Raw genomic sequence first — 12,350 nt, forward strand, 5'->3', positions numbered from 1 at the left:
ATTTGGTTTCATTGGAATCCATCGGCCGCCAGCATGGCGCCGGTAGGCGCCGACCCTGGTCGGCGTACGCCGTCAGGCGTCATGGCCTCCTGGAGAGCGTGCCGACCAAGGTCGGCACCCACCAGAGCTGACCCTCCGGGTTCAGGTCAGCGCGCGCCGAACCAGAGCAGCAGGCTGAGCAGTGCGGCCAGCAGCAGTGCACTGACCAGCAGCCACGGCCAGCGCCGGACCTTGCGAGGCGCAGCCGGCATCACTGGCACCTGCTCGGCCTCGTGGCTGGCGTCGTCCTCGACCGGCTGCGACCGCCGGCGCGGGTCGTGCGGCACTTCCAGCACGAAACGGTGCTGGCCATCGAATACCACCTGGTCGCCGGCCTGCAGCCAGCAATGGCGCACGGCCACGCCATTGACGCGGGTGCCGTCGGCACTGCCGAGGTCGCGCAGCAGTACGCGCTCGCCGTGCACTTCCACCCGTGCATGCTGTTCGGCAAAAGCCGGATCGTCGATGGCGATGTCGGCGTCGTTGCCGCGGCCGATCAGGCGGGCCCGCGACAGGGTGAAACTGCGGCCATGGTGGAGTCCACCGACGCCGCGCAGCAGCCGCTGCTGCTCGTCGCTGCCGTCATCGTTGTTCGGCGCAGGCGCCTGCAGCAGGCTCTCGACCTCGCCCTGCAGGACCATCTCCACACCATCCACGTATACCGCATCGCCTGCACGCAACAGCGCCATCCGGCGCACCGGCCGACCGTTCACGTGGATGCCGCGGATACCGTTGCCGACCTGCAGCCAGAGGCCGCGATCGTCCATGCAGAACTGCGCCAGCAACAGCGCGCCGTGACCGGCATCGCCCAGCCGCACGCTGCCGTTGGCCTGGCGCACGATGCGCTGCACCCCGGGCCGCAGCGGCTGGTCGGGCTGTTGTTGTTGACTGAAGTGAACAAGCAGGTTCTGCACGCGGCGCAGCCTAGCAGGTTGGCCGCCAACGAAGAAGAACCTGCGATGAGTGCTTGGCGCGGACGCCCCCGATGCGCACAATGCTCGCCCTCTCTGATCATCCCCGCCCAGCGCCAGGAGCCTGCATGTCCACCATCGATGTCCGCCACGCCCACGCCCTGCCCGACGCACAGGCGCGCGCCGCGATCGAACAGGTCGCCGCCAAACTGTCCGAGCGCTTCGGCCTGAAGTCGTCCTGGACCGCCGATGTGCTGAACTTCTCCGGCAGCGGCGTGGACGGCGCGATCGAACTGCAGCCGGGCGCTGTGCGCGTGACCGCCAAGCTGGGCTTCCTGCTGTCGGCAATGAAGGGCATGGTCGAAGGCGAGATCCAGCGCGTGCTGAAGGAAAAGCTGGGCTGAATCCTGGCGGCGGCCATCACGGCCGTGCAACGCCACCGCGCGCTACTCTCGGGGCAGGCCCAACTCCCACGGGAAGTGCGATGAACCACTACGAGAACGACGACCGCCGCAACGACGACGCCTCTTTCGGTGACCAGGCCGAGCGCTTCTCGCGCAAGCTCAGCGACTCGGCGCAGCAGGTCTGGCTGGCCGGGCTGGGCGCCCTCGGCCGCGCCCAGGCCGAAGGCAGCCGCTTCTTTGATGGCCTGGTGAAGGAAGGCGAAGCCTGGGAAGCCCGCCGCCGTGAACGCAGCAGCGAACAGGGCCCTGGCTGGCGCGACAACGTGGAATCGTCCCTGGATGAAGCCCGCGAGAAGGCCTCGGGCACCTGGAACAAGGTCGAGAAGGCCTTCGATGACCAGGTGCAGGGCGTGCTCAAGCGGCTGCATGTGCCCACGGCCGACGAAGTCACCGCGCTGGAAGCCCGCATCGATGCCCTGCACGCGCGCCTGGCCAGGCTGGAAAACCGGGCAGCGTCGGGTACCGACGCCCCTGCACCGGGCAGCCATCAGTCGCCGGACAGCATTCCCTGAGCGCAATTGTTGCAATGCAATAAATTTTGATTGACAATCGCGAGCAACCCGCCAATCGCTTCGGCTGCCGTTTGTTCCCTCCCCTCACGGCTTCAGGATTGGCGGGTTTTTCGTGCCCGCCGTATACAGTTCTGCGTGCTCCATCACGCTTCCTGTCAGGAACATCCTGACCCAGCCGGGCACTGCGGCCTTTACACTGTCGTTCTCCGCTTTCGCCCCTTCCGCCCTACTCCTGCATGCTCCCCTGGATCCTGGCCCTGTTGTCGGCCCTGCTTACCTGTTCCCTGGCCGTGGTCTATCTGTGGTGGATCAAGCGGCGGCAGAAGGAGATGCAACTTGGCCTGCAGGCCCTGGCGGGGATGCACTGGCGCGAATTTTCGGTACTCGTCAAGCGCATGCTGCGCGAGCAGCGTGGCCTGCGCGAGCTGGTCGATCCGGCCGAAGATGCCCGCGAGCCGAGCAGCGACTTCCTGCTCAGCGACGGTCCCAACCAGTGGCTGGTGTCATGCAAGCACGGCCTGGCCTACCGTATCGGCACTGCCGCAGTGAACGAACTGGGGGCGGCCGCGCGCCTGGCCGGTGCGAAAGGTGGCGTACTGCTCACGGAAGGCCGGATCGAGCGCGATGGCCGGGCAGCTGCCGAGAAGCAGGCGGTCGAGGTACTGGACGGCCCGCGCCTGTGGCCGCTGCTGCAGCCCTACCTGCCGGGTGACATAGAAATGCGTGTGCGCGCCACTGCCCGGCATGAAGCCCTGCGCCGCATCGCCATCGCCGGCCTGGGATCAATCACGCTGGGGCTGCTGGTCGGCCTGGGCCTGCAGGGCCTGCACGTGGACGACGCCGCACCCACTGCCGACACATCGGTAGTGCCAGCGCCAGTGCCAGCGCCGGCCCCTGCTCCGGCCGCTACCGCTGCACCTGCCCCCGGAGCATCCCCGAGCACGCCCGCCACCGCGACCTCGTCGCCGCAGGGTGTGGCCGCGCCGGCGGCCGACCCACGGAGCAATCCCAACCCGGATGCGGCCACCCTGGATCGCTACCAGGCCGATCTGGCCCGTGCGCTGGCTGGCAAGCCCGGCATCGCCAGCGGCGTCTGGCTGACGCGGCAGACGCTGGCGATCAACCGCACCGGCGAACTTGACGCCGTATGGCCGCTGGTCTGCGAGGAAGTGCTGCACTACCCCGCCCTGCGCAACGTGCGCATCCAGCTCAATGCCCGCCCCGGTGTGGACGAGCCGGTGCGCTGGCGGCAGTGCGCTACGTATTGATGGGGCAGCATCCACGCATGACGTGGATACGCCCTACCGAGCCCCCGGCGCGAAGCGCGCGACCAGGTCCCAGGCGTCGCCGAGGAACATCTGGCGCACGCGGGTGATCGGCTGTTCGCCACGCCAGGTCAGGCGTTCGATCACCAGGCAGGCGGTACCGGGCTTCACGTCCAGCAGCCTGGCGGTGGCAGTGTCCGCACCCCAGGCGCTGATGCGGTGCTGGGCGCGGGTCCACGATACGTTCTGCAGCAGCCAGCTGCCCGGCGCGGTGGTACTGAAATCGACCTCCAGCACCTCGGGCACCCCCACCGGGCTGATCAGCCGATGCTCCAGCGCCAGCGGGCGGCCGTCGGCCAGATGCAGGCAGCGCATCGCCAGCAGTTTCTCGCGGCCCGCCAGCTCTACCTCGCCGGCATTGCCGGGATCAGCCAGGCGCAGTTCCCGTTGCAGCAGGCGATAGGCGTACTGATGGCCGCGCGAACCGACCTCCATCGCAATGTCGGGAATCTCCAGCGCCACCTGTTCCAGGTGCGGGGGCTGACGCGCCACGAAGGAACCCGCACGACGGCGGCGCTCGATCATGCCGCTCTCGGCCAGTGCGGTCAGCACCTTGTTCACCGTCATCCGCGAGCAACCGTACTGCTCCATCAGCTCGTGCTCGTACGGTATGCGGAAGCCCGGCGCCCACTCTCCGCTGAGGATGCGGCTTTCCAGATCGCTGCGGATGCGCTGGTTGAGCGTGGCGGACTTGCTGGCCTTCACGTGATGGGGTCTCGGTGTCGGGAGGCGATCAGGCCAGCACGCCACGCAGGGCGGCGGCGAAGGCGCTGGTGATCGCCTCGCGCTGCAGGTGGCGGCCTTCGGCCACGCATTGACGGCCATGGCGCCAGACCGATCGCAGCGCGCCATTACGTGCGGCGAACACCCAGCTGTCAAGCCATGCGTCATCCTGTCGCGCCTGCAGCGCCGGGTGCGCGGCATCCAGTTCGACCAGATCGGCACTGGCGCCGACCTGCAGGCCAGCGGCCACGCCCAGCGCCTGTGCGCCACCGTGCAATGCACCTTCGAACAGGAAGCGGCCGCTGCTGCGGGTGGCATCCGGCGCCAGTACATTGCGCCCGCGCAGGGCCAGGCGCTGGCCGTACTCGAGCAGACGCAGTTCTTCAGCCGCATCGATCAGCACATTGGAATCGGAACCGACACCGAAGCGCCCGCCCTCGCGTGCGAACGCCTGCATCGGGAACAGGCCGTCGCCCAGGTTGGCCTCGGTGATCGGGCAGAGACCGGCCACTGCCTGGCTGGCCACGATGGCCGCGCGCTCGTCATCGGTGATGTGGGTGGCATGCACCAGGCACCACCGTGCATCGACCGGCGCATGGTCGTACAGCCACTGCACCGGGCGCTGACCGCTCCAGGCCAGGCAGGCCTCGACCTCACGCACCTGCTCGGCGATATGGATGTGCACCGGGCCGTCAGCCAGTGGCAGCAGCGCGCTCAGTTCCTCGCCGGTGACCGCGCGCAGGCTGTGCGGTGCGATGCCAAGCACCGCGTCGGGAAGCGCGGCCAATGCCGGCTTTGCGGCGTCCAGCAACTGTGCGAAGCCCTCCACGTCGTGGATCAGGCGACGCTGTGCGGGATTCGGTGCCGCGCCGCCGAAGTCGGCATGCGCGTAGAACACCGGCAACAGGGTCAGGCCGATGCCGGTCTGCTCGGCTGCCGCCGCGATCCGTGCACTCATTTCGGCGCGGTTGGCATAGGCGTGGCCCTCGGCGTCGTGGTGCAGGTAATGGAATTCGCCGACGCGGGTGAAGCCGCTTTCCAGCATTTCCATATAGGCCTGGGCGGCGATGGCCTGCACCGCGTCCGGGCGCAGATGGGCGAGGAAGCGGTACATCAGCTCGCGCCAGCTCCAGAAGCTGTCACCGTCACCACCGCCGATCTCGGTCAGGCCGGCCATGCCACGCTGAAACGCGTGGCTGTGCAGGTTGGGCAGGCCCGGCACCAGGATGCCGACCAGGGTGTCGCCGTGCTGGGCGGCCTGCCCCGCGCTGATCGCCGCGATGCGGCCATCCTGCACCTGCAGGCGGACATCACGGGCCCAGCCGTCGGCCAGCAGGGCGTGGGCGGCATGGAAGCAGTGCGGGGAACGCGAATCGGACATGGCTGGACAACCCGAAATGGACGCCTATATTGTATAGACATATAAGCACAGCCGCGTTGTGGATGCCATGCACGTCGATACCCTCTGGTCCAACGTCCACCTGATCACCCTCGAGGGGGAAGGGCTGGGTGTCATCCGCGATGGCGTGCTCGCCTGCGCCGACGGCCGCATCGTCCACGTCGGCCCAGCAGGTAGCGATGGCCATCTGCAACCGACCACCCGCATCGACGGCGAAGGCCGCTGGATCTCGCCGGGCCTGATCGACTGCCACACCCACCTGGTCTACGCCGGCAACCGCGCCAACGAATTCGAGCAGCGCCTGCAGGGCGTCAGCTATGCCGAGATCGCCCGCGCCGGCGGCGGCATCGTCTCTACCGTGCGCGCCACCCGCGCTGCCACCCCGGAACAGCTGGCCGCCGAAAGCCGGCCGCGCCTGCTGGCGATGCGCGCCGAGGGCGTGACCACGATCGAAATCAAGTCCGGCTACGGCCTCGCCCTGCCCGACGAGCGCAAGCAGCTGCAGGTGGCGCGTGCGCTGGGCGAGGAATGCCGGGTCAACGTGGTGACCACCTTCCTCGGCGCACACGCGGTTCCGCCAGGCCGCGAGGCGCAGGAATACACCGACGAGGTCTGCAACGTGATGATCCCGGCCATCGCCGCCGAAGGCCTGGCCGAAGCGGTGGACGTGTTCTGCGAGAACATCGCCTTCTCGCCGGCGCAGGCGCGGCAGGTCTTCGAAGCAGCGCGCGCCAACGGGCTGGCGGTGAAGATCCACGCCGAGCAGCTGAGCAACCAGCACGGCGCCGAACTGGCGGCCAGCGTCGGCGCACTGTCGGCCGACCATATCGAACATCTGGACGATGCCGGCATCGCCGCGATGGCCGCCGCCGGCACTGTCGCCGTGCTGCTGCCCGGTGCCTTCTATTTCACCCGCGATACCACCTTGCCGCCGATCGCCGCGCTGCGTGCGGCCGGCGTGCCGCTGGCGCTGGCCACGGACAGCAACCCGGGCACCTCGCCGCTGACCAGCCCGCTGCTGGCGATGAACATGGGCGCCACCCTGTTCCGCCTGACCGTGGATGAGTGCATTGCCGGCTTCACCCGTGAAGCGGCGCGCGCACTGGGCCATGGCGAGCGCATCGGCCGCCTGGCCGTGGGCCTGGACTGCGACCTGGCGATCTGGGACATCGACGCGCCCGCCGACCTGGTCTATCGCATTGGATTCAACCCGCTGCACGCGCGCGTGGTGCGCGGGCAGCCCGACCTGCCTGCCTCCTGGAGCAACACATGAGCAACACCCTGGTTCTTCGCCCCGGCCATGTCACGCTTGCCCAGTGGCGGCAGGTCTATCGCGGTGCGCCGCTCGCGCTCGACCCGGCCGCGCTGCCGGTGGTGCGCGCCAGCGCTGCGGCGGTGGCCGCCATCGTTGCCAAGGGCGCGCCGGTGTACGGCATCAACACCGGCTTCGGCAAGCTGGCCAGCGTGCGCATCGAGCGCGAGGACCTGGCTACCCTGCAGCGGAACATCGTGCTCTCGCATGCCGCCGGCGTGGGCGAGCCGATGCCGGCCAACGTGGTGCGCCTGATGATGGCGCTGAAGCTGGTCAGCCTGGCGCAGGGTGCGTCGGGCATCCGCGAGGAAACGTTGCTGCTGCTGGAAGCGATGCTGGTCAAGGGCGTGCTGCCGGTGGTACCCGCGCAGGGCTCGGTGGGTGCCTCGGGCGACCTGGCACCGCTCTCGCACCTGGCCAGCGTGATGCTGGGCGTAGGTGAAGCCTTCATCGGTGACGAGCGCGTGCCGGCGGCCGATGCGCTGGCACGTGCCGGCCTGCAACCGATCGAGCTGGGCGCGAAGGAAGGCCTGGCGCTGCTCAATGGCACCCAGTTCTCCACCGCGTATGCGTTGGCCGGCCTGTTCGAGATCGAGACCGTGTTCCAGGCCGCGCTGATCACCGGCGCGCTGTCGGTGGAAGCAGCCAAGGGCTCCGACACGCCGTTCGACCCGCGCATCCACGCCATCCGCGGCCAGCGCGGGCAGATCGCTACCGCCGCGACGCTGCGCGCGCTGATGCAGGGCTCGGAGATCCGCGAATCGCACCGCGACAACGATGTGCGCGTGCAGGACCCGTACTGCCTGCGCTGCCAGCCGCAGGTGATGGGCGCGGCGCTGGACATCCTGCGCCAGGCCGCGACCACGCTGGAAATCGAAGCCAACGGCGTCTCCGACAATCCGCTGGTGTTCACCGATACCGGTGAAGCGCTGTCCGGCGGCAACTTCCATGCCGAGTCGGTGGCCTTCGCGGCCGACATGCTGGCGATGGCGGTGTGCGAGATCGGTTCGATCAGCGAGCGCCGCCTGGCGATGCTGGTCGACCCGGCGCTGTCCGGCCTGCCGGCGTTCCTGACCCCGCGCCCGGGCCTGAATTCCGGCTTCATGATTCCGCAGGTGACTGCCGCGGCGCTGGTCTCGGAAAACAAGCAGCGCGCCTACCCGGCCAGCGTTGATTCGATCCCGACGTCGGCCAACCAGGAAGACCACGTCTCGATGGCCGCGCACGGTGCACGCCGCCTGATGCAGATGGCCGAAAACGCCGCCAACGTGATCGGCATCGAGCTGCTGGCCGCCGCACAGGGCTGCGACTTCCACGGCCCGCTGCGCTCCAGTGCCGCGCTGGAAGGCGTGCGCGCCACCCTGCGTGCACAGGTGCCGACGCTGGAGGAAGACCGCTACTTCCATCCGGACATGGTGACCGCTACGAACCTGGTGCGCAGTGGCGCACTGGCGCAGGGCCTGGCCGAGCTCCTGCCGACCGTGGAACCGCAGGCATGAACGCCCATCCCGACTGGCTGACGGTGCACGAGGGCGATGCGCCGTTGATCGTCAGCTTCCCGCATACCGGCAGCGAGCTGCCGCACGACCTGATCGGCGACTACCACTCGCCGTGGCTGGCCCGCCGCGACGCCGACTGGTGGGTGCATGAGCTGTACGACTTCGTGCGTGGCATGGGCGCGACCACGGTGCGCTCGGCGATCTCGCGTTCGGTGATCGACCTCAACCGCGATCCCAGCGGCGTGTCGCTGTATCCGGGCCAGAACACCACCGGCCTGTGCCCGCTGACCACCTTCGACAACCAGCCGCTGTACCACGCCGGGCGCGAGCCGGACGAGGCCGAAATCGCGCGACGCCGCGATACGTATTTCCTGCCCTACCACGACGCCCTGGCTGCGCAGATCGCGCGCCTGCGTGCGCGCCACGGCACCGTGGTGGTGTACGACGCGCACTCGATCCGCTCGCACATCCCGCACCTGTTCGACGGTGAGCTGCCGCAGTTCAACCTGGGCACCGCCGGCCCCTCGGGTGCGCCGGACACGTCCTGCGACAACACCTTGAGCGACGTGGTGGAGAACCTGCTGAAAATCAGCGGCATGAGCCAGGTGCGCAACGGCCGCTTCAAGGGCGGCTGGATCACCCGCCATTACAGCAACATCGCCGGCGGCGTGCACAGCCTGCAGATGGAGCTGGCCTGCCGTGGCTACATGCACGAACCGCTGCCGGACCAGGTGGATGAACACAGCTGGCCCACCCCGCTCGACCCCGACCACGCCGCACCGCTGCGCCACACCCTGGCGCAGGTGCTCAACGCCTGCCTTGAATTCGCTACGAACCGGAGCGCCGCATGACCCGCAACGACCCGTCCCGCACCCTCGCCGCGCCGACCGGCACCACGCTCAATGCCAAGAGCTGGCTGACCGAGGCACCGCTGCGCATGCTGATGAACAACCTGCACCCGGACGTGGCCGAGCGCCCGCAGGAGCTGGTGGTGTACGGCGGTATCGGGCGTGCCGCGCGCGACTGGGAGAGCTTCGATGCCATCGTCGAAACGCTCAAGCGCCTGGACGACGACCAGACCCTGCTGGTGCAGTCCGGCAAGCCGGTGGGCGTGTTCCGCACCCACGCCGATGCACCGCGCGTGCTGATCGCCAATTCCAACCTGGTGCCGCGCTGGGCCAACTGGGACCACTTCAACGAACTGGATAAGAAGGGCCTGGCCATGTACGGCCAGATGACCGCCGGCAGCTGGATCTACATCGGCGCGCAGGGCATCGTGCAGGGTACCTACGAGACCTTCGTGGAAATGGGGCGCCAGCACTTCGGTGGCGACCTGACCGGGAAGTGGCTGTTCACCGGCGGCCTCGGCGGCATGGGTGGCGCACAGCCGCTGGCCGCGGTGATGGCCGGCGCCTCCTGCCTGGCCGTCGAGTGCCGCAAGAGCAGCATCGACATGCGCCTGCGCACCGGTTACCTGGATATCTGGACCGACACTCTGGACGAAGCGCTGCGCCTGATCGACGAGTCGTGCAAGGCCGGCACGCCGAAATCGGTGGGCCTGCTCGGCAACGTCGCCGATGTGTTGGCTGAGTTGCTGGCGCGCGGCATCAAGCCGGACCTGCTGACCGACCAGACCTCCGCGCACGACCCGGTGAACGGCTACCTGCCGCAGGGCTGGACGGTCGAACAGTGGGATGAGAAGCGTGTCTCTGCACCGAAGGAAGTGGAAAAGGCAGCGCGTGCGTCGATGGCCAACCACATCCGCGCCATGCTCGGCTTCCACGCGCTCGGCGTGCCGACCGTGGACTACGGCAACAACCTGCGGCAGATGGCGCTGGAGGAAGGCGTGGCCAATGCCTTCGACTTCCCCGGTTTCGTGCCGGCCTATATCCGCCCGTTGTTCTGCCGCGGCATCGGCCCGTTCCGCTGGGCTGCGCTGAGCGGCGACCCTGAAGACATCGCCAAGACCGATGCCAAAGTGAAGGAACTGATTCCGGACAACCCGCACCTGCACCGCTGGCTGGACATGGCGGCCGAGAAGATCAAGTTCCAGGGCCTGCCGGCGCGCATCTGCTGGGTCGGCCTGGGTGACCGCGACCGCCTGGGCCTGGCCTTCAACGAGATGGTGGCCAACGGCGAACTGAAGGCGCCGGTGGTGATCGGCCGTGACCACCTGGACAGCGGCAGTGTGGCGTCGCCGAACCGCGAAACCGAAGCGATGGCCGATGGTTCCGATGCGGTGTCCGACTGGCCGCTGCTGAACGCCCTGCTCAACACCGCCAGCGGCGCGACCTGGGTGTCGCTGCACCATGGCGGTGGCGTGGGCATGGGCTTCTCGCAGCACGCCGGCATGGTGATCGTCTGCGACGGCACCGAGGCGGCGGCCAAGCGCATTGGCCGCGTGCTGTGGAACGACCCGGCCACCGGCGTGATGCGCCATGCCGATGCTGGCTATGAAATCGCGATCAACTGCGCGAAGGAAAAGGGACTGGATCTGCCCGGAATCCTCGGCTGATCTCAGGGCGGCTGGCACTACCGGGAACGTGTGGTAGTGCCGGCCGCTGGCCGGCACCGCACGCTGCGTTGCCCGTGCAGCCGAGCATGGGCGCGACTGCAGATGCTTGACCCAGCCTCCGCCGCTGACCAACATGCGCCATCACCGCTGATGGATCGCCGCGATGTACCGCACCTTTGTTGCTGCATTGCTCTGCGCCCTCTTCGTCGTTCCGATCGCTTCGGCGCGTGGCCTCACCCCCGACCTCTCCACTCAGCTCGACGCCCAGCTGCAGGCCAACCGCGAACGCTACGGCATCGCCGGCCAGGCGGTACTGGTCGCACACGACGGCCAGGTGCTGTACCAGGGCGCCAGCGGTGAACGTGATCCCGCCACCCATGCGCCCGCCACCGTCGATTCCATCTTCGCCGCGCAGTCGATGGCCAAGCTGCTGACCAGCACGCTGGTGATGCAATTGGTCGATCAGGGCAAGCTGGATCTGGATGCACCCGCCAGCCGCTATGTGCCGGACCTGCCAACCGCATGGCAGGCGATCCGTGTGCGCGATTTCCTCAACCACAGCTCCGGTATCGCCGAGTACTACGAGCGGGTGGACAACCGCTGGGTGAGCAGGGGCTACACCGGTGTGGCGCCGGATCTTGCCGCTGCGTTGAAGGTAGCCGCCGCGGCACCGATGCAGTTCGCCACCGGCAGCCGCGTGCAGTACACCCAGGCCAACTACCTGGTGCTGACCGCCTTGCTTGAAGCGCATTACCGCAGGCCCTACCCGGCCATCGCACGCGAACGCATCCTGCAGCCGTTGAAGATGGCCAGCACCTCGTGGGGTGTCGCGAGCGTGCCAGCCCAGCGCGCGGCCGTGCCGTACATCGGCAAGGATGGCCAGCTCCAACCGGCCAACGAAGACCCGTGGCCGGACTACGGCTGGGGCCATGCCGATCTGCAGACCAGCGTGGGCGACATGAACCGTTTCCTGCAGGCGCTGGCGACCGGCAGGCTGCTGCGCACGGCGACCCTGGAAAAACTCTGGCAGCCGCAGAAACTGAGCGGTGGCGGCAGCAATTTCTTCTCCACTGGCTGGGACACCACCCGCAGCGACGGCTACACCCAGGTCGGCCACGATGGGGGCACCCGCGTCAGGGCGCGGCTGGCCTACAAGGACACGCTGGCCAGCGGTTATTGGGTGTTCGTGTACCTGACCAACGGCAGTGCCCGCAACGTCTGGTCCAGCACGCTGGTGGAGAGCACGATGGCTGTGGCTGCGCCGAAGACGTTTCCGCATGCGGTGCTGTCCGAACGTTTGATCGCTTACGCGCTGGATGATGACGCAGCCGCTGCGCAGGCGATGCGCGCCTGGTTGCGCGACGACAGCCGGGTGACGGGCGACGGGTTGGAACGTGCGATCAACGCCGGTGGTTATGCCATCCGCGAGAGTCTGGGGGCCGGCAGGGCGCTGAAGGTGTTCACGCTCAACACCGAGCTGTATCCGGATTCGGCCAACGCGTGGGACAGCCTGGCCGAATGCCATGCGGCATTGGGTGAGAAGGAAACTGCCGAGCGGCTGTATGCGAAGTCGAGGACGCTTGCGAAGCCTTCGCGATAGCCCGTTCTGTAGAGCCGCGCCCATGCTCGGCTGCTCTTCGTCGCGATGGCA

General features: G+C 68.3%; 11 protein-coding genes. 8 read left to right on the forward strand and 3 right to left on the reverse strand.

Going from position 1 to position 12,350, the window contains the following annotated elements:
• Window positions 1-146 precede the first annotated feature (146 nt).
• Complete coding sequence (locus BLS66_RS00185; RefSeq protein WP_074724831.1) at window positions 147-953, reverse strand: FHA domain-containing protein; 807 nt, start codon at window positions 951-953, stop codon at window positions 147-149.
• Between the two features lie 125 nt (window positions 954-1,078).
• Between BLS66_RS00185 and BLS66_RS00190 the strand changes: the two genes are divergently transcribed.
• The 3 genes from BLS66_RS00190 (at window position 1,079) to BLS66_RS00200 (ending at window position 3,194) form a co-directional block, all read left to right on the forward strand.
• Window positions 1,079-1,354, forward strand: coding sequence for a polyhydroxyalkanoic acid system family protein (locus tag BLS66_RS00190; protein WP_005417302.1), 276 nt, complete (start codon window positions 1,079-1,081; stop codon window positions 1,352-1,354).
• An 80-nt stretch (window positions 1,355-1,434) separates the two neighbouring features.
• Window positions 1,435-1,926, forward strand: coding sequence for a phasin family protein (locus BLS66_RS00195; RefSeq protein WP_049471412.1), 492 nt, complete (start codon window positions 1,435-1,437; stop codon window positions 1,924-1,926).
• A 236-nt stretch (window positions 1,927-2,162) separates the two neighbouring features.
• A complete protein-coding gene (locus tag BLS66_RS00200; protein WP_074724832.1) occupies window positions 2,163-3,194 on the forward strand; it encodes a restriction endonuclease in 1,032 nt (343 codons plus the stop codon).
• Between the two features lie 33 nt (window positions 3,195-3,227).
• On the opposite strand, the gene hutC is transcribed toward BLS66_RS00200, so the two are convergent.
• Complete coding sequence (hutC, locus tag BLS66_RS00205) at window positions 3,228-3,956, reverse strand: histidine utilization transcriptional repressor HutC (RefSeq protein WP_074724833.1); 729 nt, start codon at window positions 3,954-3,956, stop codon at window positions 3,228-3,230.
• 28 nt (window positions 3,957-3,984) lie between these two features.
• Window positions 3,985-5,355 carry a formimidoylglutamate deiminase gene (locus tag BLS66_RS00210; protein ID WP_074724834.1) on the reverse strand — a complete coding sequence of 457 codons (1,371 nt, stop codon included), beginning with the start codon at window positions 5,353-5,355 and terminating at the stop codon, window positions 3,985-3,987.
• Between the two features lie 67 nt (window positions 5,356-5,422).
• Between BLS66_RS00210 and hutI the strand changes: the two genes are divergently transcribed.
• From hutI to BLS66_RS00235, 5 genes are all read left to right on the forward strand, one after another.
• A complete protein-coding gene (gene hutI / locus BLS66_RS00215) occupies window positions 5,423-6,646 on the forward strand; it encodes an imidazolonepropionase (RefSeq protein ID WP_057493185.1) in 1,224 nt (407 codons plus the stop codon).
• Window positions 6,643-8,184 (forward strand): histidine ammonia-lyase, encoded by a 1,542-nt coding sequence (gene hutH, locus BLS66_RS00220; RefSeq protein ID WP_074724835.1) that lies wholly within the window; start codon window positions 6,643-6,645, stop codon window positions 8,182-8,184. The genes hutI and hutH overlap by 4 nt, the downstream gene beginning before the upstream one ends.
• The gene (hutG, locus tag BLS66_RS00225) at window positions 8,181-9,035 is read left to right on the forward strand and encodes an N-formylglutamate deformylase (RefSeq protein ID WP_064238817.1); all 855 of its coding nucleotides are present in this window, start codon (window positions 8,181-8,183) and stop codon (window positions 9,033-9,035) included. Before hutH ends, hutG begins: the two co-directional genes overlap by 4 nt.
• Window positions 9,032-10,699, forward strand: coding sequence for a urocanate hydratase (gene hutU / locus BLS66_RS00230; RefSeq protein ID WP_074724836.1), 1,668 nt, complete (start codon window positions 9,032-9,034; stop codon window positions 10,697-10,699). The genes hutG and hutU overlap by 4 nt, the downstream gene beginning before the upstream one ends.
• A gap of 163 nt (window positions 10,700-10,862) precedes the next feature.
• Complete coding sequence (locus BLS66_RS00235; protein ID WP_074724837.1) at window positions 10,863-12,299, forward strand: serine hydrolase domain-containing protein; 1,437 nt, start codon at window positions 10,863-10,865, stop codon at window positions 12,297-12,299.
• Window positions 12,300-12,350 lie beyond the last annotated feature (51 nt).

It is taken from the genome of Stenotrophomonas pavanii (assembly GCF_900101175.1).
Classification (GTDB): Bacteria; Pseudomonadota; Gammaproteobacteria; order Xanthomonadales; family Xanthomonadaceae; genus Stenotrophomonas; species Stenotrophomonas pavanii.